The following is a 21,915-nucleotide window of genomic DNA, read 5'->3' on the forward strand; positions in this document are numbered from 1 at the left end:
TGAACTTCCTGACGCACTCATCCTTGGGCGCAGCGACGCGAAGCGGAGCGAAGACCCAAGGATCCATGCCGTACAATGGCCGAGGAGTGCAGCGATCGAATCCGGCGACTGGTTGCGCCCCCCTCCTTGGCTCGACCTGAATCTCAACAGACGGAAGAGGCTATGGCCTCAGCCAGGACGGATCAGAGCCGTTCATTGCCTCGCCCTACGCGATCGGCTTGCGCGCCCGGCGAAATTCCCTTCGCAGGCTTCGGACAGTGTCCCGCACGACAGGAATGGTCCAGCGCGCAGTCATCGTCGCAATCAGCAGCCCGGCAACCGGATCGATGAAGCGGGCCATCATCGTGCCTTGCCAGATCATGGCTGTTGCGAGCGATGCGGCGATGAGCAGGTTCGACGAGAGCTTGTCCGAGAACAGGCAGATTTGCGCGCGGGCCAGCGCGGAAGCGGCAGCCATGTTGCGGGCCTTCCATCGGCGCAGGATCCAGAAGTTGATCGCCGCGTAGGCCAGGTTCAGGCTCATGGCGAGAACGACGCCGGGGCCGTGCGGTTCGACGCCGCCGGCCGCGATCCGCTGGACCGCGATGCTGGCGACGACAGCCATTGAAAGGCACATGCCCAGCGCAGCGAACGCGTTGGCTAGCGTCTCAGCCCGAGCTGCCTGGCGCTTGCGGCCGGTGCCCCCGTTCCTGCGGCCGCCAGCCACGATCGCGACGGTGACCAGCACCAGCATATCCATCAGCGTCAGCGCGAGGTCGGCGCGGATGGTCAGCGACGTGGACGTCGCCGCTGCGTATGCCGTCAGCAGCAGGCCTGGGGTGCCCGCCAGCACCGCCAGGCGCGCCGTTTGGGCGGCCGTTGCCTCGCCTCTCGATGGGTCATCGGTTTTTCGCAAAGGTTGCATCGCCAGAAATCTCCTCGTTTCTGACGTCACCGATGACGTAGCGATGTTGCGAGGATTTGCCGATTTGGCGGCTGAAGGTTTCCTTTGTGTCGCCGCGCCGGCGCACGCCGCGATTGGTTATTCGAGGGGATGCGGACGCGGGCCGTCGTACCTGTCTGCATCACGACAAGGCTGACATTCGCTTGCCGAGTGCGTGACCGGCCAGGCCGCAACAATTGAAACACAAACTGCTGAATTCGGCATTCGTCCGAAACGGCCGGGAGCGAAAAGCCGCCCCATGGAGCGAACCCGATGGGGACGGCTCCGCTGAAAACGAAAAGGGAAATGAGATGAATCGCTTCAAGACTTACATGGCCGCCGCCTCGGCAATGGCCTGCCTCGTCGCACCGGCTAGCGCTGCGGGTCCGGAAGGCTCGAACGGCAAATCGCTGAACGGCCTGACATACAATGCGATAACCACCAATGCGGTGACCAGCAACTCGCTGACCAGCAACGCCATCTTTACGAACGGCCTCGGCCTTTTAGCCCTCAACGGCGTGCATGCCGACGGCATCGTTCTGGCGAAAAGTCTCGCTCCGGCCGGCAGGTCCATTATCGACCCGAACGTCCGCTCCGTTGTTGACCCGAACTTCCGCTCCGTTATCGACCCTAACATCCGCGGGTTGCCGGCTGTCCAGAAGAACAATGTCCGGGCATCGACCGCTGGTAAGAAAAGCAACGGCCTTCCGTCTGGCCAGCACGGCACCGGCAGCGGCGCCGGGACCAACCATGACCGGCCCGCCCCTTCGCCGAGGCGTTGATATTCGGCGTCCGTCGTCAATGGAACGGATGGCGTTGTGCTGTCCGTTCTCGTTGGCCGCATTTCATCAGCAAAACCTGCCGTCAGGAGCCAACAATGTCAGCCTACAGAAACCGCCTCGCCCATATCGGCCGCCGTGCATGGATCGCCGTCGGCGCAGCCATTTCCAGCATGGCAGGGGTGCCTCTTGCAGAGGCGGGGACAGGGCAAGCGATCACCTCGATCTCCGTGGTCGGCACAAGGTTCGAGGTGACGACGGAAGATGGCCGCATTGTCCCTCAAGAGGATCTCGTCGGCGCCGTTCTGACGATTGCTGACGGACAAGACCGGATGCCGCTGCGCATCGACGCCGTCGAGACCGACCCGAAGAATCCGGATGGCGGGGTCATGCTCTACGCCATGTCGAGCCGCGACCCGTCTAGCGGCGCATGGCGCAACATCTGCGAACCGGACATCGAGGGCCGCCGCATGGGCTTTCCGCTCGCCGGCACCTGGACGCAGGACGGTCGCCATTTGCCGTCCGACACGGCGTTCAGCATCACCTGCACCGGCGGCGCCCAGGCGAAATGCGTGCGCTTCGGATATCGGCCCTGGGAGACGTCTCCGGACGGCACACCGCTGTGGGATCATCATCAGGCGTGCACCCGCATGATCCGCGCCGATTATTGCGGCGATGGCGTCGGCCACACCCGCAACGGGACGCCGATCGTCATCTACGATCGCAAGGGCATTCAACAGGACGAGGCCGCGCCTGATATGTCGTTCGAAGCGGCATGGGGTGCCGGCGGGGCGCTTTGCGTCAGCCACACCAGAATACCCGACGTGCTGACTATGGAGGGACTGGCGGCGATCTGCCCGGGCGTGAGGCAACAGCCGCGAACAGCGTGCGAAAGCCGTGCCGGGGCGCTGATCCTCAACCGTTCGATCGACCGGCGAACGGTTCAGGCCGCGACGGAATAGTCATGCCGCGGAAGGTCTGCTGGGCTTATCGGAGTGCGGATGTTCCAGTTCAAACGCTTGCGCTGAAGCCGCCAGGCGTCAGACTTTCCGCGCCACGCCACCCACCTGCTTGCCGCGCTTGCTCGTGTCGACCTTGGCCCGCGTCTCCACCGCCTTCGCGATCTCCCGCTTCAGCTCGTCTTTGATATCAGCCGTTTCGGCCATCAAGGCATCGATCTTCATGAAATCGAGCACGCGGTATTTCGACACCGCCGGCCTGACCAGTATGTCCGGCTGGCATTGCCTCAGCTTGGCGGCGATGATCGACTGCATCATCAATTGCGTGGCGCCGAACATCAGGTCGACGGAGGTCGGGTATTTGCGCCCGCCTTTGGTCGGCGCGCCAACGACGTCGACGGCGATGATGATGTCGGCGTCGTCCTCGATCAGATCGAACGGCACCGGATTGTAGATGCCGCCGTCGATCAGCAGCCTGCCGTCGCGCATCACCGGGCGGAATACCGCGGGAATAGCCGCCGAGGCGGCAAGCGCTGAATGCAGGTCGCCGTCGCTCAGCACGGCGAGCTTATGGCCGAAGAAATCCGTGGCCGTCACCTTCAGCGGTATTTTCAGCTCGGCGAAGCTTTCGGGTATGGCGTCGGGCATGAATGCCTTGAGGATGCGCTCGACATTGAACTGGGTGACACGCAGCCCGCCCTGCAGCGCCTCGGCAAAGGTGCCTGGCCGCGCCCGCCACATGCGCGCCGCCACCTCGGCGCGACGGCTGAGGATCGAGCGCATATAGTCGTGAATGTCGCTGCCTGCCATGCCGGAAGCCATGCCGGCGCCCATGATGGCCCCGATCGATGAGCCTGATATGGCGATCGGCCTTATACCCAGCTCGTCCAGCGCCTCGATAACATGGATATGCGCCAGCCCGCGCGCCCCGCCGCCGCCGAAGGCGATGCCGAAGCTCGGGCTCATCCCTCGCCCCTCATTTGGCCCTGCCCCCCATTTGGGCTCATTCCTCCTTGGCCTCGCCGTGCTTCGGCCCGACGACCATGATGGCCGGCTCGGCGGAGAGCAGTTTTCTCGCCGCCGCCTTGACCTGATCCAGCGTCACCGCGTTGATGAGGGCGGTCCGGCGCTGCATGTAGTCGATGCCGAGCTTGTCGAGCTGCAATTCGAGCAGCGTCGCGGCGATGGCGGCGGAGGAGTTCAGGTTGTTGATGGCATAGGCGCCGATCAGGTATTTCTTGGTCGCCGCCAGTTCCGCTTCGGTCGGCCCCTCCTGCGCCATGCGTTTCACCACCTCGCGCACGACAGCCAAGGTCTCCGCCGCCCGGTCCGCGCGGGTCGCCGTGGTGATGGCCAGGGCGTTGGCGTGCTGGTGGTCGACCAGGTCGGAACTGACGCTGTAGGCCAGACCGCGCTTTTCGCGCACCTCATCGAACAGCCGCGAGGTGAAGGCGCTGCCGCCGAGGATCTCGTTCATCAGCACCGCGGCGAAGAAATCCGGCGCACTCCGCTCGACGCCGGGATAGGCGAGTTGCAGCGAGGCCTGGGGCTGGTCGTAATTGACCTCGAGCTGCTGGTTGAGTTTCGGATCGACATCGGCGACCGCGCTGAGCGCCTGATGTTGCGGCAGGCCGCCGAATACCATATCGAGCTTTTTCTTCAACGTCTCGGCATCGATGGCACCGACCACCGCCACATGCAGGCCATCACGAGCAAAATTCGCCTTGTGAAAGGCGATGAGATCGTCCGGCGTGATGGTGGCGATGCTTTGCCTGCTGCCTTGCTCGGGCCTCGCATAGGGATGGGTGCCGTATAGTGCCTCCAGCCATTTGCGCTGGGCGAGCGTGTCCGGGTCAAGCTCGTTGGCGATGATGCCGGACAGCACTTGCGCGCGAATGCGGTCGATTGGCGCCTGGTCGAAACGCGGCTCTGTGACCGCCAGCCGCAACAGGTCGAACGCCGCGTCGCGCTGCTCGGCAAGCATGCGCATCGAGCCATAGATGCCGTCGCGCGCCGCTTCGAAGCTCATCTCGGCGCCGACGTCGTCGAGCTTGATCTGGAAGCCCTCGCTGTCGAGATTGCCGGCGCCCTCGTCGAACAGGCCGCTCATCAGATTGGCAAGGCCTTCCTTTCCAGCGGGATCCTGCGTCGTGCCGCCGTCGAAGGCGAAGCGGATGGCGACGAGCGGCACGGAGTAGTCCTCCACCAGCCAGGCGGTGATGCCCTTCGACGACGTCACCTCCTGGATGCTCATGGCCGCACGAGCGGAAAGCGCCGGCAGGACGAGGAAGACGAGGGATAGGAGCAGAGTGGCCAAAGGGGCGGCCATCCGCCTTGCAGAACTCCCCTCACGCAAATTTTTGGTTCTAACTTCGGTTCGAGACGGATGATTGCCGAAGTCGGCGCCGCCCCTCATCGCCCTGCCGGGCACTTCTCCCCGTATAGTGACGGGGAGAAGGGGGCTGGTCGCGCTGTCGGCGCCTTTCTTGCGACTTTGGCGATCGGCGAAACCGTCGACGAGAGCGCCCCTCTCCCCGTCACTATACGGGGAGAGGATGCCGGCAGGCAGCTGAGGGGCAGCGCCAACGTTCAAGCTCATCATCAAATCAATTCCCTGCCTGTGTCTGCGGCAAGAGATAGCCTGATGTCGAATGGTTGAGATTGAGATAGCGCGCCGCAACCTGCCTGACTTCGTCGGCTGTGACCTTGCGGATACGGCCCGGCCACTCCTCGACATCCCTGACGTTGCCGCCGGTGGCGAGGGTCGCGCCGTAGATGTTGGCCATCGAATCCTGCTTGTCGCGGGCGAAGATCATCGAGCGGACGAAACGATCCTTGGCCTTCTCCAGTTCGCCTGATGTGACGCCCTCGCTGGCGATGCGGGCGACCTCGGCCTCGATCGCCGCCTGAACATCGGCCAGCTTGGCGTCGCCGCGCGGCGCGCCATAGACGGTGAAGTTGGTGGCATCGAGCATGGTGCCCTGGAAAAGGGCGCCGGCCTCGGCGGCAATGCCTTGCTTGACGACAAGCTGCTGGTACAGCCGGCTGCGGCTGCCGCCGCCGAGGATCTCCGCCAGCAGGTCCAGCGCTTCCGCTTCGCCCGGCTTCGCAGTGTGATAGGAGGGAACCACCCATTGCGTCGAGAAATTCGGCACGCTGACACGCGCGTCAGTGAGCGTCACCGTGCGCCTGGTGTTCTGTTCGGGTTCGACCGGACGGATGCGCGGCGGCAGGTCTGGACCACGCGCGACCTTGCCATAGGTCTTTTCGGCCAGCGCCTTGACCACCTGCGGCTCGACATCGCCGGCCACCACCAGCACGGCGTTGTTGGGCGTATAATATTTGTCGTAGAAAGCCTTGGCGTCGGCGCGGTTCAGCTTCTCCATCTCCTGCATCCAGCCGATCACCGGAATGCGATAGGGCTGGTTCTGCCAGAGCGTGGCGTCGACCTCCTCGCCGAGCACTGCCTGCGGATTGCTGTCGATGCGCGAGCGGCGTTCCTCGAGGATGACGTCGCGCTCGGTGGCAATGACGTCGTCGTTGAGGATGAGGTTGCGCATGCGATCGGCCTCGAAATCCATCATCTGCTCGAGCGCCTGCGGCACCACCGTCTCGTAAAAGGCGGTGTAGTCATATGAGGTGAAAGCGTTGTTCGAACCGCCGATGGCGGAGACGGCGCGGTCGAACGCGCCGGCCGCATGGTTGGTCGTCGCCTTGAACATCAGATGCTCGAAGAAATGGGCGATGCCGGACTTGCCCGGCGGCTCATCCGCGCTGCCGATCTTGTACCACACCATATGAGTGACGATCGGCGCGCGGCGATCGGGGATGACAACGACCTCCATGCCGTTGTCGAGCAGGAAATTCGTCACCTTCCCGTCGTCCGGCTTGTTGTCGGCCACAACCGGGCCGGTCATCACGAGCGCCAGCGCAAATAGGGTTCCGCGCAGCCAGTCAGCCTGAGATGTCATCAACGACTCCGGTTCTCATGGGGTGGGACGATAGGCGGGGGTGTTGCCACAGGCAAATTGATTTGTTCGTCATTTTGAAGGCGCTCTGTTCCTCGCCCCGCGAAGCGGGGAGAGGTGGCTCGGCGCAGCCGAGACGGAGAGGGGCCTTTTTTCGCAAGCGAAAAGGGAGACTTGCAGGAACGTTTCGAAAAATCGTCGAGGCTACAGTCTGGCAGAACCGCCCCCTCTCCGGCCGCTTCGCGGCCACCTCTCCCCCAATGAAGAATTGGGGGCGAGGAAGCGCCAATCGCGGAGGCTTCATCCAACCTCGATAAAGCGGATAACCGTCTCGCCATAGCTGCGTTCATCGACAACCGAAAAGCCCGGCCCTGCCTCGAACGGCGCCGCCGCCGCCTCCTCGATGACGCAGAGCGCGCCGGGGGCGAGCCAGCCGCCGGCCTTGGCCGAGCGCAAGGCACGCTCGCCCAGGCCCTTGCCGTAGGGCGGATCGGCGAGCACCAGGCCGAATGCGGCCATCGTGCCCGCCTCGCCCAGAGCCGTAGCGTCGCGACGGAATATCTTGGTACGCCCGGTGAGGCCGAAGGCCTCGACATTGGTGCGGATCAGGCCGCGCCCTTCCGCCGATTCTTCGATGAAGACGCCATAAGATGCGCCGCGTGACAGCGCCTCGAGGCCGAGCGCGCCGGTGCCGGCGAACAGGTCGAGCACCCGCGCGCCGACAAGCCTATCGGGGAAGCGATGCGCCAGCACGTTGAACACAGCCTCGCGGGTGCGGTCGGTGGTCGGGCGGATGGCGCTTGAGCGGGGCGTCGCCAGCGGACGCCCGCGAAACTTACCGCCGACGATCCGCATTGCCTCCCCTTGATCCCTTGGGACCACTGCGCGGCCGGTCGCCGCCTTTAGCACCGTCACCCTCGGCACCACGCGGCTTGCCGAACGGCTTTGCGCCTCCGGGCTTGCCGTAAGACGGCTTGAACGATGCCTTGCGTTCCTTGGCTTCGGCCGCCTTAGCGGCATCGGCGTCCGCCCTGCCCTTGCCGATCGGCCGCGCGCCCGGCGCCATCCAGACATTGGCCTTGCGCTGGCCCGGCGGCTCGATCGGGCGTTGCTCGCGTTCGGATTTTTTCCCGCCGCCCGGTTTGCCGCCAAAGCCAAGCCCGCTACGTTCAGATTTGGGGCCGCGATCGGCAAAGCCGCCGGGCCCGCTACGCTCAGATTTAGGGCCGCGCTCACCAAAGCTCTTTTCCGGCCCGAAGCTTCTGCCAGGACTTGTCGACAGCTTGCCCAGCGCCTCGTCGCGGCTGCCTTCGCGGCGTTTGCGGTTCTTGATCAATCCGCCTTCGCCGATCGGGCGGCGTTCGCCATCGCGGGTGACTTTCGGCCGCTCCGGTTCCTCTTCCCGCACCGCTTCGCGCCTCACCGGCCTGTTGGAAAACGGCTTGGTGATGTCAGCGTCGAAATTGGCGCCGGACTCCTCAACCAGGCGTTCGCCGAGCTGGTCGCGCAGCACCCGGCCCTTGATCTCCAGCACATGGCCCTCGGGAAGGTCGTCGAGCTGGAATGGTCCGTAGGAAATGCGGATCAGCCGTGTGACGTCGAGGCCAAGCGAGCCCAGTATGTTCCTGACCTCGCGGTTCTTGCCTTCGCGCAGGCCGAGCGTCAGCCAGGCGTTGGTGCCTTGCTCGCGGTCGAGCGTCGCCTCGATGGCGCCGTAGAAGACGCCGTCGACGGCAATGCCTTCGCGCAAGCCGGCGAGCGCACTTTCCTCGACCTTGCCGTGAACGCGCACGCGGTAGCGCCTGAGCCAGCCGGTCGCCGGCAGTTCGAGCACGCGCGCCAGCCCACCATCATTGGTGAGCAGCAGCAGGCCTTCGGTGTTGATGTCGAGCCGGCCGATGGTCATCAGCCGCGGCAGGTCGGCCGGCAGCACGTCGAAGACGGTCTTGCGGCCCTCGGGATCACGATTGGTGGTGACGACGCCGGCCGGCTTGTGGAACAGGAACAGCCGGGTGCGCTCGATCGGCGGGATCTCCATGCCGTCGAGATGGATGATGTCGCCGGGCATCACATTGAAGGCGGGCGAGGACAGCACCCTTCCATTGACCTTGACGCGGCCGGCCGCGATCAGCTCCTCGGCATCGCGGCGCGAGGCAAGGCCGGCGCGGGCCAGCCGCTTGGCAATGCGCTCGCCAGCCTCTTCCGTCGCTTCGGCGGGACGCGGGCGCGGCTTGAAGCCGCCCGACGCCCCTTGGGGCCGATCACCGGCAAAATCGCGCTTGGGACGATCGCCGAAGTCGCGCTTGGGGCGATCGAAGCGCCTTTCGCTGCGCTCGCCTTCGGCAGCCGCGGGCCGGTCGCCGCGCGGCGCGTAAGGTTTGCGCGGACCTTCGCGCTTCTCTGGCCCTTTGCTAAGCGGCCGATCGCCACTTTTGAAATCGCGCTTCGGCCGCTCGCCGTCAGCCGCCACCGGCCGGTCGCCGCGTGGCGCATACGGTTTGCGCGGCCCCTCGCGCTTTTCATAAGGCTTGCCTTCCGGACGCGGCCCCTTGCTGAACGGCCGGTCGCCACTCTTGAAGTCGCGCTTCGGCCGCTCGCCGTCAGCCGCCATAGGGCGGTCGCCGCGCGGCGCATAGGGTTTGCGCGGCCCTTCGCGCTTTTCATGAGGCTTGCCTTCTGGGCGCGGCCCCTTGCTGAACGGCCGATCGCCGCTTTTGAAGTCGCGCTTCGGCCGCTCGCCGTCAGCCGCCATCGGGCGGTTGCCGCGCGGCGCGTACGGTTTTGCCGCGCCCAAGGATGGCTTGCCGCCCCTGCCGGCAGCGGCATCGCGACCACGCGGGCCCGACGGTTTCGGGCCATTCTTGCCCGGACCCTTTTGGCGCGGGAATTTCTTGTCTTTGTCGTCCATGTGGCCTTTGCTCGTTTGCACTACAGCGCCGCGCGTCCGTACGGACGCGCAAAGGACGCTGCAGGACTTTGATTTGGCGCATGATCCCTTCCGAAAACCGATTCCGGTTTGCGGGGTCATGCGCTAAAGCGCGTCGCGTTTGAGCGGCCTCAGGCGACGCGCTTTAGGTTGTTGTTTATGCATGTCGTTATCGCAAAACCGCTGCACGCTTTTGCGCGACATGCATTAGATAACAGGATCACGCCGGAGTAGCGAGGAGATAATAGGGATGGAAACCGCTTGAAGCGGCCGGATTTCATGGCGCTGGCGCTGAACGAGGCCGAAGCCGCCGCCCTGCGCGGCGAAGTGCCGGTCGGCGCGGTCATCGCCAGCGGCGACACGGTCGTTGCCAGTGCCGGCAACCGCACCCGCGAGCTTGCCGACCCTACCGCCCATGCCGAGATGCTGGCGATCCGCGAGGCCTGCCGCAAGCTGTCAAGCGAGCGGCTCACCGGCCACGATCTCTATGTGACGCTGGAGCCCTGCGCCATGTGCGCCGGCGCCATTTCCTTCGCTAGGCTGCGCCGGCTTTATTTCGGCGCCGCCGACGAGAAGGGCGGCGCTGTGGTCAACGGCGTGCGCTTCTTCGCCTCACCGACCTGCCACCACGTGCCAGACATCTATCCAGGCATGGCCGAGAGCGACGCGGCGCTGCTTCTGAAGGATTTTTTCAGGGAGCGACGCGAACAGTAGCGTCGGCAGATTTCCCTAAAACGCGTCGCGTTTGACCGGCCTTATGCGACGCGCTTTAGGATGCTGTTTTATGCATGTCGTTGTCGCAAAACCGCTGCACACTTTTGCGCGACATGCATTAGCGCCGGCAGCTTACCACGGCAGCCAATCGAACATACCGCCGCTCTTGTTCTTGGCGGCCGCTTCCCTCTTGAGGCGGCGTTCTTTCTTGTACTCGTCCTCGCCGAGGTCGTCGACCGGCGCGGTGCCGGCAGCGGCGCGATATTGCACCGGCGGCTCGCTCAGATATCTGCGGGTGTTCGGGTCGCCCTGCTTTTGTTCGGCGAGGCGGCGCTTGACCTCGGCGGCGCGCTCCTTGTCCGAATCCGCCGGAGTCCAGGCCGGCGGATGACTGGAAGCCGACTGCGCCATCGCAGCCTTGATCGCCGCCGGATCCGTCTGGACGTCATCGACGATCTGCGCCTGGTAGGACGGATCGTCCTGGTTGAGCGTGGCCTCGGCGCGCAGGCGGGCGCGGCGTTGCTCCGGCGATTCCGGCCAATCGGCGCTTGCCGTTGCGATGCTGTCCTGCGGCGGCGGCAGTTCCTTCTGGCCCGGCGCCGGCTTCACCAGTTCGGGCCGCGGCTTGTAGTCGATCTTTTCCTTGTTCTTCGGCATGACTGAAAAAGCGCTGGTGAGATCGCCGGCAAGCTGGGCGGAGGCGGTCTTGTCGGTTCCGTAGGTCGGCGAGCCCATGCAGCCGGTCAGGGCCAAGCCGGATACGACAAGCGGCGCCAGCAGCGCAACGCGCGCGCAAGTTCTTTCGGTCATGCCAAAAAGTCCCACTCTAGACAGCCTCTCGATCGCCACCGGCCAAAGGTCCGGTCCCCATCGCCTATGCTCTTCCGACGGAAATCCGGCGACAATTTGTCGTCCGGAGTTTCGCGTGTTTACCTCAACCACTCGTTAAGGGCAACGAGCCGAGGCCGATCAGCCGCCCGCCGTGGCATTTGTGCACCGATTCTGGCCGTGCATGTCGTTATCCCAAAACCGCTACACACCCTCGGGTCAGGCCCGAGGGCATGCTTTTGGGCGACATGCATTAAAGCCGACCAAGCGCCTTCAATTCATGCAGCACCGCCGCGTCCCGCGCCGAAACGTCGGGGAATTCCTTGTCCTGCCCGACATCGGCCGTGTAGCGCCACGAGCGCGCGCATTTGAGCAGGCCCCGGTCCTCGGCCTTCTCGACCACCACTGCGACGCCTTTGACGTCGTCCAGCGTGAAGGCGCCAGAAGGCGCGTTGCCATGCGCAATGACCAGATCGCTGGTGATCGCCATTTCGGCCATGTCGACATCTGATATCGCCGCTTCGAGCGCCGCATCATCGAGCGTGACGACCGGCACCGCTTCCAGCGACGAGCCGATGACCTTCTGGGCGCGCGCGATCTCCAGGGCGCCAGTGACCACACGGCGAACCTGGCGCACCTTGCGCCATTTTTCCGCCAGCGCCTCGTTCTTCCAGTCGGCCGGGATTTGCGGGAACTGGTCGAGATGCACCGAGACGGCACCCGGATGACGGTCGAGCCAGGCCTCCTCCATGGTGAAGGGCAGCATCGGCGCCAGCCATTTCACCAGGCAGTCGAACAGATGGCGCACCACCTGCACAGACGCCTTGCGCTTTATGCTGGACGGCGCCTCGCAGTAGAGCGCGTCCTTGCGGACGTCGAAATAGAAGGCCGACAGCTCGACCACCATGAAGTCGAGCAGCGTGCGGGTGATGCGCTTAAACTCGAAGGCGTCGTAGCCGGCGCGCACGACTTCATCGAGCTCGGAAAGCCGGTGCAGCATCAGCCGCTCCAGCTCCGGCATCTTGTCCAGCGGCACGTCCTCGCCATCGTCATGGGCAAGCGTGCCCAGCATCCAGCGGATGGTGTTGCGCAGCTTGCGATAGGCGTCGATGTTGGTCTGCAGCACGTTCTTGCCGAGCCGCTGGTCTTCCCAGTAGTCGGTGGTCACCACCCAAAGCCGCAGGATATCGGCGCCCGACTGTTTGATGACGTCCTGCGGCACGACAGTATTGCCGAGCGACTTCGACATTTTCCGCCCCTCCTCGTCCATGGTGAAACCATGGGTGACGACGGTGTCGTAAGGCGCCCTGCCCCTGGTGCCGCAGCTTTCGAGCAGCGAGGAGTGGAACCAGCCGCGATGCTGGTCGGAGCCTTCGAGGTAAAGGTCGGCCGGCCATTTCAGGTCCGGGCGATCCTCCAGGGTGAAGACATGGCTCGAGCCGGAATCGAACCAGACGTCGAGGATGTCCATCACCTGCTGCCATTTCGAAGCATCGTGGTTGCCGAGGAAACGCTCCTTGGCGCCGGCCGCAAACCAGGCGTCCGCGCCTTCCTTCTCGAAGGCGTCCATGATGCGCTGGTTGACCGCCTCGTCGCGCAGGACGTTGCCGTCGGCATCGGCGAAGACGGCGATCGGCACGCCCCAGGCGCGCTGGCGCGACAGCACCCAATCGGGGCGCTCCTCGATCATGGCGCGGATGCGGTTCTGGCCCGCCCCTGGCACGAAACGGGTGTCGTCGATCGCCTTCAGGGCACGGCTGCGCAGCGTCGTGCCGTCGCCGAGCTCCTTGTCCATAAAGACGAACCATTGCGGTGTGTTGCGGAAGATGATCGGCTTCTTCGACCGCCACGAATGCGGATAGGAATGCTTCAGCCGCCCGCGCGCGAACAGCGCGTTGCGTTTGATCAACTCGTCGATGACCGCCTGGTTGGCATTGCCCTTCTTGCCGTTGTCGTCGATGACGCGCGCCGCACCGCCCTCGCGGTCCGGGCCAAAGCCTGGCGCATCCTTGGTGAAGAAGCCGGCATCGTCGACGGTGAACGGGATCGCGGTGTCGATGCCGCGCCGGCGAAGTTCCGAAGCCGCATCCATCCAGGCGTCAAAATCCTCGCGGCCATGGCCCGGCGCGGTGTGGACGAAACCGGTGCCGGCTTCGTCGGTGACATGCTCGCCGGCGAGCATTGGGACGTCGAATTCATAGCCCCCATTCAAATCTTTCAAGGGATGAGAAAGCGTAAGGCTTCCAAGCTCTTCGGCCGAAATGCTACGGAGGCGGTCCATCGTCACCTTGGCTTTGGTCGCAGCCTCTTCCGACAGCGCGTCGGCAAAGATCAGCCTTTCGCCAGGCTGCGGGCCGAAAGCATTCTCGGCCGCAGTGACCTCGTAGAGGCCATAGTTGATGCGTGGCGAATAGTTCACAGCACGGTTGCCGGGGATGGTCCATGGCGTGGTCGTCCAGATGACGACATCGGCCTCCAGCAAGTCCAGTGACGTCTGCGTAAGCTTCGGATCCAGCTTTGCGAGTTGTCCATCGATGACGTCGGTGACTTGCCGGGCAAGGCTGACGACCGGAAACTTCGCCCAGATCGTGTCGCTCTCATGGTCCTGGTATTCGACCTCGGCCTCGGCCAGTGCGGTGCGCTCGACCACGCTCCACATCACCGGCTTTGAGCCGCGATAGAGCTGGCCCGACATGGCGAATTTCAACAGCTCGCCGGCGATGCGCGCCTCGGCATGGAACGCCATCGTCGTATAGGGATTGTCGAAGTCGCCGACGACGCCGAGCCTCTGGAACTCGCTGCCCTGCACCTTGATCCAGTGCGCGGCGAACTCGCGGCATTCCTTGCGGAACTCGTTGACCGGCACCTCGTCCTTGTTCTTGCCCTTGGCGCGGTATTGCTCCTCGATCTTCCATTCGATCGGCAGACCGTGACAATCCCAGCCGGGCACGTAGTTGGAGTCGTAGCCGCGCATCTGGAAAGAGCGGGTGATGACGTCCTTGAGGATCTTGTTCAGCGCATGGCCGATATGGATGTTGCCGTTGGCGTAGGGCGGGCCGTCATGCAGCACGTATTTTTCGCGGCCGGCGGCGTTTTCGCGCAGCTTGCGGTAAAGCTCCATGTCCTGCCAGCGCTTGACCAGCAGCGGCTCCTTCTCGGGCAAGCCGGCGCGCATCGGAAAATCCGTCTGCGGCAGATAAAGCGTTTTGGAATAGTCGATCGTTTCAACAGTCTCGGTCATCGGCGTATCGGTCATTGGTCTGCCATATGCATTGCCCGGCAAAAAAGCCCGGACGTTGAACTATCATGATCTGGAAAAAGCGCGAGAGGCCGCGCGCAAAATTCCCGGCCGCTCCGGCGGCGCTCAGGCCGCCCGGAACACCGGGCCTGTAATTCGTATCGCAATCGCGAGAGGGCGCGAAACGCTCGTCATGGCTGGGCTTTTAACCGAGACAGGCGATATTGAAAAGCCCGAACTCTCGGTGCCTTCATTGCAGCTAGTGACGTCATAATGCATCCGGCCGATACGCGATTGCCGGGCCAAAGCACTCACATCGAGAAATCGAAGCGATAGGTCGTCGATACCCCGATCATGAACTGATCTCTGGAGCCGCGCTCCTTGACCAGGCTGGAATCGGTCGCCGGGCCCATCAGGCGCGAATACTCGCCGAACAGGCTGGCCGTCATCGGCTCGGTCACTTTCCAGGTTACCGCGCCGCCGAGGCCCGCCGACTTCACGCCACCGCCCGGTCGGTACTGGCTGAGGCCCGACGCTACGGCTTCCTCGGCGTCGACGCCGTAATAGGCGTCGAAATAGTCCGATGAGGCGAACGAAACGCGCGGCCCGCCCGAAATCCTGACGTCCGGTGTCACGTCATAGAAAGCGTCGGCGGCGATGTCGGCGACAAAGCCGCTATGGGCGCGAATGCCGTGCCGCAATTCGCCGCGGGCGCGCAACCATTCCAAAGGATAGAATTCGAAGAAGCCGCCGGCCTCGCCGCCCCAGCGCACCGGGTCGAGGCCTCTCAGCTCGTCGGCGTCGTCGCCATCGCGCGAAAACAGGATTTTTCCGGTCAGGCCGGCGCGGAGGCCGCCTTCGTCGATCAACCCAAGCGAGATGTTGTCATTGCGCGAGGTGAAGCGGGCCGCACGACCGGCCTTGCCGAGCGAGATGATCGGCTGGGCGCTGAGTATATAGCTCTTGCTGCCTTCGAAATCGGGGGCGACCAGGCCGGTGGCGCCGACTGTCAGATACCAGTCGCCGGACAGCCAGCCCAAGGCGCCCTCGCCGGCTTCGGCGAGACCGGGGCCCCCAAGTATGAAGGCGGCCAGAACCACCGGAATCGCTCGGACAGAACGCATCGTTACTCCATACGTCGAACACGTTGGCCGACACAACCAGCCTTCACCAGCCATGGCGCCGGTCCGGTAAAATTTGACTTAATATCCGTAACATCGGCGGCATTGGTCGTACTGTTCCGTAGTTAATTGTATGCTTAGGTCAAGACGGCTGGAATGCGCCAGCAGTTGCCATCCCGCTTTCCAGCCTGGAATGTCTCGGCTGATGTTGGAATTTGGCAATAGCGTATCAGCCTTGGCTGCTCACCCAACAGTTATAAATATTCGCGGACAAACGTTCCCGCGCTGTGAAGAGTGCGGCGACCGGCACTCAATCCTGCATTCCAAACCGGCCAGGCGTGAATCATATGCGGCCAAATTTCGAGACGTGCTTTGACGTCAGCCACGCCAGCGGCTTCCGCCAGCCGAGTTGCGTCCGACAACAGCGTCTCAGCCGAACCGACTTGTATCAGCATTGGGGGAAATCCGCTCAGATCGGCGAACAATGGCGAGACCAGGGGATCGCGCCGGCCAATGCCATGGGAGACATAGGCGGTCGCCAGTTCCTCCAAATAGGCCCGGTGGATGATAGGGTCGATCGCGTCCTTAGTTGATAGTGTCGCGCCGGACATCGAAAGGTCCGTCCAGGGCGAAACCAGCCAAAGACATCGCGGCAACCGCTCCCCTGCCGCGCACAATATACTGACCAGGCACAGGGTGAGATTGCCGCCCGCACTGTCTCCGCCAACCGCGATGCGATCCGGCGCGATCCCTTGCCGGTCCAGAAAGCGCCATGCGTTGAGTGCGTCTTCATGTTGCGCAGGGAAAGGATGTTCCGGCGCGCGTCGATAGTCGATTGCGAGGGTGCGCATTCCCATTGCTCGACCTGCCTCAGTCACCATTCGACGATGACTTTTGAGAGAGCCGGAGCAGTAGCCACCACCGTGGAAAAAGAGCAGAACCTTATCCCTGTCACTCCCGGGCGCTAGCGACCACTCACCCTCGAGGCCGTCGAAAACCGCATCCTCGCATCTGATGTCGTCCGCAATCGGCCACACCGAACCAACCTCGTCGAGCCGTGCCCGGCGTTCGTCCCAGCCCATCGGTCGTGGCTTTGACGTCAACAACCTGCGGACGGCAGTGATCTCCGTCAGGTCGAGGTGTTCGTCCACATCGCTCATTTTGCTTCCCCAGTCCCCTCAAACGTAAAAAACGGCGGACAGCAGCAGCCACACGTCATCCATAAAGCGCCAATGCCAGCGCTGGGAATTTTTCGTTACAATTGCGCCATGGCGAATACACGGAACGATAGCTCGCCCGTAACCGGTTCGTCATGCTTTAGCACCGCCAACCGCACATGGTCGAATATTCCATCTGATATCTGGCGGCTTCGGTCAAAAAGCCACGCTGGCAAGCGGATCGCTCGGAGTGTGGCGCTCGCAGCCTGCTCGCTTTACGGGCAAGCGCATCAGCGTTACCCTCCAAGCCGGCAAAGGCAACTTTGAGGGAGAAGGGCGATGACACTGCACGGCGATGCCTTGAAAGATGCAATCGGTCAGACGCGGGCGAAATGGGGATGGTTCGTCGGGCTCGGCGTTCTGCTGCTGATCCTCGGCGGCATCGCTTTCGGCAATCTGTTCATCGCCACAGTCGCCTCGGTCTATGTCGTCGGCTGGCTGATGCTGATGGCCGGAATCATCGAGATCATGCATGCCTTCGGTGTGAAGACTTGGAGCCGGTTCTTCTACTGGCTGCTCAGCGGTCTGCTCTATGCCGTCGCCGGGTTCTTCGCCTTCTACAATCCGTTGCTGGCCTCGGCGGTGCTGACCTTCCTGCTGGCGGTCGCCCTTCTCGCATCAGGCGTGCTCAGGGCCTGGGTCGGGTACAGGCACAGACCGGAAAAAGGCTGGGGCTGGCTGGTTGCGGCCGGCGTCATCAGCGCGCTTGCCGGCCTGGTCATCGCCATGGGCTGGCCAGTCAACAGCGTATGGGTGCTGGGGCTGTTTCTCGCCGTCGACCTGATCTTCCAGGGCTGGGCCTTCATTGCAGTCGGCCTGGCGCTGAAAAAATAGGTCCTTGTTTTAGCATGATCTTGTCGGAAAACCGGTTCCCACTTTTCCGGATCATGCTTCTTATTTTAGCATGATCTTGTCCGAAAACCGGTTCCCACTTTTCCGGATCATGCTTTAGAAAGCAACGGCCGCGTCGAGTTCGGAAAGAGGGCTGACGCCGGCAAGCAGCGCCCTCGCCTCGGCCTCGTCGCGTTTCATCTGCGCGACCAGCGCGTCGAGCCCGTCGAACTTCACCTCGGCGCGCAGGAAACCGAAAAAGGACACCGCGCATATCTCGCCGTAGAGATCACCGGAGAAGTCGAAGACGAAGGTTTCCAGAAGCGGCGCGCCGTTGTCATCGACAGTCGGGCGGCGGCCGAAGCTGGCAACACCATCATGAAGCGTGCCGTCGGCGCGGCGGAAGCGGACGGCGTAAATCCCTTCCTTCAGAGTGGCTTCCGGCGAAAGCCTCATATTGGCGGTTGGGAAGCCGAGCGTCCGGCCAAGCTGCTGGCCGCCGATCACCTCGCTCTCGACCGTGAAGCGGTAGCCGAGCAGGCCGGCGGCCTCGGCCACCGCGCCTTCGCACAGCAGCGCGCGGATTCGGCTCGACGACACCACCTCGGCACCCTCGTCGCGAAAGGCGTCGACCAGGGTGACGCCGAAGCCGTGGCGTTCGCCGGCCGCCATCAGATAGGCCGGGCCGCCTTGCCTGTCCTTGCCGAAGTGAAAGTCGAAGCCGGTCACGGCGTGAATGATGCCGAGATTCCTGTCGAGCACGTCGGTCACGAACGCTTCTGCCGACAGTGCGGCGAAGTCGCGCGTGAACGGCTGCTCGACGAGTGCGGCAAAGCCCAGATGCGACAGCAGCCGTGCCTTCATCGGCGGCGGCGTCAGCACGAACAGCGGAATCTCGGGCCGGAACACCTTTCTCGGATGCGGCTCGAAAGTCAGCACCAGCGCCGGCGCGCCGCGCCGGCCGGCCTCGGCCAGCGCGCGTTCGAGCACGGCCTGGTGACCGCGGTGGACGCCGTCGAAATTGCCGATCGCCACCACGCCACCCCGCAAATGGGTCGACAGCGGCGAGATTGCAGAAACGCGTTCGAAGGCTTCCGTCATTTCTAGGCTTCCATCATCGAGCGAGCCTACTGCAGTCTCGGAATGACCGCGACCGGCCGGTAGCCGTGCCTTTCCAGAAAGGCGATCAGCCTGGCCGGATCGGGTTGTAGCGAATCGCCGTAGTCGCGGGCATGGATGCCGCCCGACACGTAGAGCACGTCGAAGCCATTGTCGGCAGCACCCTTGATGTCGGTCATCATGCCGTCGCCGATGGCCAGCACGTCCGAGCGCTCGACCGGGCGGCCGAGCAGGTCGGCGATCTCCTTCATCGCGACGTCATAGACCGGGGCATAAGGTTTTCCGGCGATCAGCGTGCGCCCGCCGAGCTGGGCATAGTCGCGGGCAAGGGCCCCGGCGCACCAGATCATCCGCTCGCCGCGCTCGACCACGATATCTGGATTGGCGCAGATGAAGGGCAGGTTCCTGGCGCGCAGCCGCCGCAGAAGATCGGAGTAGTCCTCCGGCTTCTCGACCTCGTCGTCGAACAGCCCGGTGCAGACCACGCCGGACGCCTCGAACTCCTCGACCAGCTCGACATCAAGCCCGTCATAGAGCGTGAAATCGCGATCGGCGCCAATGTGGAAGATCTTTCGCGGCCCCTCGGCGATCAGATCGCGGGTCACGTCACCGGAGGTTACGACGCGGTCATAGGCCGCCGAGGGAACGCCGATCGCATCCATCTGCGCCACCACATCGACGCTGCGCCGCGGCGAATTGGTGATCAGCACGACAGGTATTTTCGCCTCGCGCGCCGTGGCCAGCGCCAGAGCCGCGGCCGGAAAATGCCGTTCGCCATTGTGGACCACGCCCCAGACGTCGCAAAGAATGGCAGAATAGGCTCCCGACAAATCCACAAGCGAGCCGATGATATCGGGCGAGTCCGCCATATCGTTTCCCATATCATGATGGTTGCGAGCGTCGCCGCCGACGGTCCGCCGCGGCAGGTTCGCATTAACCGAAGCTCTTGACCCTGTCACCAGCTTTCACAATTTTCAGGATTGCTCTTTTCAGGATCGCCTTGGCAATGACGAAGGCAAGCGCGCAAGCCGCTCTTTGCCAAGCCTTCACCCATTCAAGCCTTCACCCATTCAAGCCTTCACCCATTCTGAAGGCTTCGGCGGGCGGTCCAGCCGCGCGCAGCAATGCGGGCATCGGCGGCGTGGTTAACGAGCTTTGAAAAAGTGTGCCGACGTTAGACGTTTTTCAGCAATCTGAAATTTAAGGATTGATGGCATCTTTCGCCGACTAGGGGTTCTGGCGGGGTGCTGAAGACAATGATCCGAAAATTCGGTAGGGACCGGCGTGGCAACTATACGCTGATGACGGTCATCACGATGGTGCCACTGATGGGCGGAGTGGCGCTCAGCGTCGATTACTCGGAACTGCTGCGCCAGAAGCACGCTACGTTGAACGCTTTGGACGCCGCCGGCCTCGCCACCGCTCAGCAGGTCGTCTCCGGCGCAACCGACGACGCCGCCAAGGCCTACGCCAAGACTTTCTTCGAAACCAATCTCGGCCCCGTCGATCCGGCCAACACGTCGCTTACCGTCACCCTGCCCAACAGCACTGCGGGCGGCGGCACGTTGAAGCTCTGCAGCGCCCTGACGTATTACCCCTATTTTGTGCCGGCCGCCGCCATGCTGCTGGGCGGCGGGACCACCAGCGGTGCTACAACTTTCACGGAGTGCTCGGAAATTCGCCTCAAGAATACGCTGGAAGTCGCTCTTGTGCTCGACAATTCCGGCTCGATGAACGAACTCGGTTCCGGCACCGGCGCAAAGCGAATAGACCTGCTGAAGACTGCCGCAAAGCAGCTTGTCGATACGCTGGCGCTGCAGGCACAGCAGATGAAGCAGGTCAGCAAACCGGTTCAGTTCTCCCTCGTGCCGTTCGCTGCTTCGGTCAATGTCGGTCCCACCCATGACCAGGACAGCTGGATGGACCAGGACGGCATCTCCCCGATCCAGCACGAGGATTTCGACTGGACGAAGATGACCGCCGCCAATGATCCGGACAAATACGCCGAGAAGTTCAACGGCGTCTGGTACAAGCGCGGCACCGGCTGGGGCGAAACCAAGGATCAACCACTGACCCGCTTCAGCCTCTACGCCGACATCACCGTCGAGTCCGGCCGCGAAGAAGTGCCTAACACGAAACAGTATATCTGCGACACCTATAACAAAAAAGGTAACTGCAGCAGCGGCCACTGGACCACCCCGGAATACATCTACACCACCAGCCGCTATGCGAGCTGGCAGGGTTGCGTGGAGGCGAGGCCGCACCCGTATAATAACGACGACACGACGCCTGATACCGCCACACCTGCCACGCTGTTCGTGCCGATGTTTGCACCGGACGAGGCTGGCACCCTCTGGCTCGATTTCAACCGTGACGGCGCTAACGACGTGATCTATCTGTCCTATGGTTACGGCAACAATTGGTGGGCCGACTGGCCCTACACCGCAAATCCGACCGCATCCGAGCGGCAGTCGGACATGCGCAAGTATTTTCTGGTCAAACCTTACGGCTCGAAGTCGGCCGCCTCGGGCGATGGCCCGAATGCGTCCTGCACGACCAACCCGATCACGCCGCTCAAAGACGTGAGCCAGCTTGCCCAGAAGGAGGAGATCGAGAACGCCATCGACGCCATGGCCCCGAACGGCAACACCAACGTGCCGGAAGGCCTTGCCTGGGGTTGGCGGACGGTGTCGAGCAACGAACCTTTCACCGAGGCCCGGCCGAACGCCGAAAGGGGCAACGACAAAGTGGTCATCGTGCTGACCGACGGCGCCAATACATACAGCGCCGTCAGCGACAGCGGCTATGCCAATAACAGGTCGACCTACGCCGCCTACGGTTACACCGGCCTGACATATCCGGGGTCTGGAAGCGTGACGCGCCTGTTCATGAACACAAGCACCGACATCGGCAAGACGACCTACACCGGCGCCAACTACACCGCCGCGCTGGACGAGCAGATGCAGACCCTTTGCGGCAACGCGAAGAATTCGAACATTCTCGTCATGACCGTTGCGCTCGACCTGTCGACCACCGATGCCGGCGACAAGAAAGCACTCGACGCGCTGAAGGCCTGCTCCTCGGACTCGCGCTTCCGCAAGGATCCCACCGATCCGACCAAGCCGGCCAAGCTGTTCTGGAACGCGACCGGGGCGACGCTGTCGGACAATTTCAAGGAAATCGCCAACGAATTGTCGAACCTGCGCATCGTCGGCTGAAGGCGATGGGGACTGGTGACTTAAGGGAGAGGCTGGCGGGACAGCGCCCGGGGGACAGCGCCCCATAGGCGCTAA

18 protein-coding genes are annotated in these 21,915 nt (G+C 63.4%); 6 read left to right on the plus strand and 12 right to left on the minus strand.

Annotated elements, in window-relative coordinates; genetic code table 11:
• Positions 1 to 205: 205 nt before the first annotated feature.
• Positions 206 to 832, minus strand: a complete 627-nt coding sequence (locus tag NMG80_RS29905; RefSeq protein WP_254021450.1) for a cation efflux transmembrane domain-containing protein — start codon at positions 830 to 832, stop codon at positions 206 to 208.
• A gap of 401 nt (positions 833 to 1,233) precedes the next feature.
• On the opposite strand from NMG80_RS29905, the gene NMG80_RS29910 reads away from it, so the two are divergent.
• Entirely contained in the window at positions 1,234 to 1,704 is a 471-nt protein-coding gene (locus tag NMG80_RS29910; RefSeq protein WP_254021451.1) for a hypothetical protein, read from the plus strand.
• Between the two features lie 95 nt (positions 1,705 to 1,799).
• Entirely contained in the window at positions 1,800 to 2,663 is an 864-nt protein-coding gene (locus tag NMG80_RS29915; protein WP_254021452.1) for an ADYC domain-containing protein, read from the plus strand.
• 78 nt (positions 2,664 to 2,741) lie between these two features.
• Here the strand turns inward: NMG80_RS29915 and NMG80_RS29920 are convergent, their stop codons facing one another.
• The 5 genes from NMG80_RS29920 to NMG80_RS29940 form a co-directional block, all read right to left on the minus strand.
• On the minus strand, positions 2,742 to 3,626 hold the full coding sequence (locus NMG80_RS29920) for a patatin-like phospholipase family protein (protein WP_254021453.1): 885 nt from the start codon (positions 3,624 to 3,626) through the stop codon (positions 2,742 to 2,744).
• 37 nt (positions 3,627 to 3,663) lie between these two features.
• On the minus strand, positions 3,664 to 4,989 hold the full coding sequence (locus tag NMG80_RS29925) for a M16 family metallopeptidase (protein ID WP_254021454.1): 1,326 nt from the start codon (positions 4,987 to 4,989) through the stop codon (positions 3,664 to 3,666).
• A 277-nt stretch (positions 4,990 to 5,266) separates the two neighbouring features.
• Positions 5,267 to 6,631 (minus strand): M16 family metallopeptidase, encoded by a 1,365-nt coding sequence (locus tag NMG80_RS29930; protein ID WP_254021455.1) that lies wholly within the window; start codon positions 6,629 to 6,631, stop codon positions 5,267 to 5,269.
• A gap of 297 nt (positions 6,632 to 6,928) precedes the next feature.
• Positions 6,929 to 7,483, minus strand: coding sequence for a 16S rRNA (guanine(966)-N(2))-methyltransferase RsmD (rsmD, locus tag NMG80_RS29935; protein ID WP_254021456.1), 555 nt, complete (start codon positions 7,481 to 7,483; stop codon positions 6,929 to 6,931).
• Positions 7,464 to 9,536 (minus strand): pseudouridine synthase, encoded by a 2,073-nt coding sequence (locus NMG80_RS29940; protein ID WP_254021457.1) that lies wholly within the window; start codon positions 9,534 to 9,536, stop codon positions 7,464 to 7,466. Before NMG80_RS29940 ends, rsmD begins: the two co-directional genes overlap by 20 nt.
• A gap of 279 nt (positions 9,537 to 9,815) precedes the next feature.
• Between NMG80_RS29940 and NMG80_RS29945 the strand changes: the two genes are divergently transcribed.
• Entirely contained in the window at positions 9,816 to 10,268 is a 453-nt protein-coding gene (locus NMG80_RS29945) for a nucleoside deaminase (protein ID WP_254021458.1), read from the plus strand.
• Between the two features lie 132 nt (positions 10,269 to 10,400).
• Here the strand turns inward: NMG80_RS29945 and NMG80_RS29950 are convergent, their stop codons facing one another.
• Together NMG80_RS29950 and ileS are read right to left on the minus strand one after the other, a co-directional pair.
• Positions 10,401 to 11,078: a hypothetical protein gene (locus tag NMG80_RS29950; protein ID WP_254021459.1), complete on the minus strand. Its 678-nt coding sequence runs from the start codon at positions 11,076 to 11,078 to the stop codon at positions 10,401 to 10,403.
• Positions 11,079 to 11,349: 271 nt separating this feature from the next.
• Positions 11,350 to 14,337, minus strand: a complete 2,988-nt coding sequence (ileS, locus tag NMG80_RS29955) for an isoleucine--tRNA ligase (protein WP_254021460.1) — start codon at positions 14,335 to 14,337, stop codon at positions 11,350 to 11,352.
• 55 nt (positions 14,338 to 14,392) lie between these two features.
• On the opposite strand from ileS, the gene NMG80_RS38035 reads away from it, so the two are divergent.
• Positions 14,393 to 14,608, plus strand: coding sequence for a hypothetical protein (locus NMG80_RS38035; protein WP_436798721.1), 216 nt, complete (start codon positions 14,393 to 14,395; stop codon positions 14,606 to 14,608).
• 37 nt (positions 14,609 to 14,645) lie between these two features.
• Here NMG80_RS38035 and NMG80_RS29960 read toward each other — a convergent pair whose 3' ends face one another.
• Both NMG80_RS29960 and NMG80_RS29965 read right to left on the minus strand, forming a co-directional pair.
• Entirely contained in the window at positions 14,646 to 15,458 is an 813-nt protein-coding gene (locus NMG80_RS29960) for a MipA/OmpV family protein (protein WP_254021461.1), read from the minus strand.
• Positions 15,459 to 15,709: 251 nt separating this feature from the next.
• On the minus strand, positions 15,710 to 16,615 hold the full coding sequence (locus NMG80_RS29965) for an alpha/beta hydrolase (protein WP_254021462.1): 906 nt from the start codon (positions 16,613 to 16,615) through the stop codon (positions 15,710 to 15,712).
• A 336-nt stretch (positions 16,616 to 16,951) separates the two neighbouring features.
• On the opposite strand from NMG80_RS29965, the gene NMG80_RS29970 reads away from it, so the two are divergent.
• Complete coding sequence (locus tag NMG80_RS29970) at positions 16,952 to 17,506, plus strand: HdeD family acid-resistance protein (protein ID WP_254021463.1); 555 nt, start codon at positions 16,952 to 16,954, stop codon at positions 17,504 to 17,506.
• 114 nt (positions 17,507 to 17,620) lie between these two features.
• On the opposite strand, the gene NMG80_RS29975 is transcribed toward NMG80_RS29970, so the two are convergent.
• Entirely contained in the window at positions 17,621 to 18,604 is a 984-nt protein-coding gene (locus tag NMG80_RS29975; RefSeq protein WP_254021464.1) for a bifunctional riboflavin kinase/FAD synthetase, read from the minus strand.
• A gap of 26 nt (positions 18,605 to 18,630) precedes the next feature.
• Positions 18,631 to 19,491: a TIGR01459 family HAD-type hydrolase gene (locus tag NMG80_RS29980; RefSeq protein WP_254021465.1), complete on the minus strand. Its 861-nt coding sequence runs from the start codon at positions 19,489 to 19,491 to the stop codon at positions 18,631 to 18,633.
• 387 nt (positions 19,492 to 19,878) lie between these two features.
• Here NMG80_RS29980 and NMG80_RS29985 point away from each other — a divergent pair, with 387 nt between their 5' ends.
• Entirely contained in the window at positions 19,879 to 21,840 is a 1,962-nt protein-coding gene (locus NMG80_RS29985; RefSeq protein ID WP_254021466.1) for a pilus assembly protein, read from the plus strand.
• The last annotated feature ends 75 nt before the right edge of the window (positions 21,841 to 21,915 follow it).

It is taken from the genome of Mesorhizobium escarrei, assembly GCF_935825525.1.
Lineage (GTDB): Bacteria > Pseudomonadota > Alphaproteobacteria > Rhizobiales > Rhizobiaceae > Mesorhizobium > Mesorhizobium escarrei.

What these genes read in the sequence shown, in the direction of transcription:
- ileS (WP_254021460.1), bottom strand. Translation starts at nt 14,337, where the DNA reads ATGACCGAGACTGTTGAAACGATCGACTATTCCAAAACGCTTTATCTG.
- NMG80_RS29920 (WP_254021453.1), bottom strand. Translation starts at nt 3,626, where the DNA reads ATGAGCCCGAGCTTCGGCATCGCCTTCGGCGGCGGCGGGGCGCGCGGG.
- NMG80_RS29985 (WP_254021466.1), top strand. Translation starts at nt 19,879, where the DNA reads ATGATCCGAAAATTCGGTAGGGACCGGCGTGGCAACTATACGCTGATG.
- NMG80_RS29915 (WP_254021452.1), top strand. Translation starts at nt 1,800, where the DNA reads ATGTCAGCCTACAGAAACCGCCTCGCCCATATCGGCCGCCGTGCATGG.
- NMG80_RS29930 (WP_254021455.1), bottom strand. Translation starts at nt 6,631, where the DNA reads ATGACATCTCAGGCTGACTGGCTGCGCGGAACCCTATTTGCGCTGGCG.
- NMG80_RS29965 (WP_254021462.1), bottom strand. Translation starts at nt 16,615, where the DNA reads ATGAGCGATGTGGACGAACACCTCGACCTGACGGAGATCACTGCCGTC.
- NMG80_RS29950 (WP_254021459.1), bottom strand. Translation starts at nt 11,078, where the DNA reads ATGACCGAAAGAACTTGCGCGCGCGTTGCGCTGCTGGCGCCGCTTGTC.
- rsmD (WP_254021456.1), bottom strand. Translation starts at nt 7,483, where the DNA reads ATGCGGATCGTCGGCGGTAAGTTTCGCGGGCGTCCGCTGGCGACGCCC.
- NMG80_RS29975 (WP_254021464.1), bottom strand. Translation starts at nt 18,604, where the DNA reads ATGACGGAAGCCTTCGAACGCGTTTCTGCAATCTCGCCGCTGTCGACC.
- NMG80_RS29960 (WP_254021461.1), bottom strand. Translation starts at nt 15,458, where the DNA reads ATGCGTTCTGTCCGAGCGATTCCGGTGGTTCTGGCCGCCTTCATACTT.
- NMG80_RS29925 (WP_254021454.1), bottom strand. Translation starts at nt 4,989, where the DNA reads ATGGCCGCCCCTTTGGCCACTCTGCTCCTATCCCTCGTCTTCCTCGTC.
- NMG80_RS29980 (WP_254021465.1), bottom strand. Translation starts at nt 19,491, where the DNA reads ATGGCGGACTCGCCCGATATCATCGGCTCGCTTGTGGATTTGTCGGGA.
- NMG80_RS29940 (WP_254021457.1), bottom strand. Translation starts at nt 9,536, where the DNA reads ATGGACGACAAAGACAAGAAATTCCCGCGCCAAAAGGGTCCGGGCAAG.
- NMG80_RS29970 (WP_254021463.1), top strand. Translation starts at nt 16,952, where the DNA reads ATGACACTGCACGGCGATGCCTTGAAAGATGCAATCGGTCAGACGCGG.
- NMG80_RS29910 (WP_254021451.1), top strand. Translation starts at nt 1,234, where the DNA reads ATGAATCGCTTCAAGACTTACATGGCCGCCGCCTCGGCAATGGCCTGC.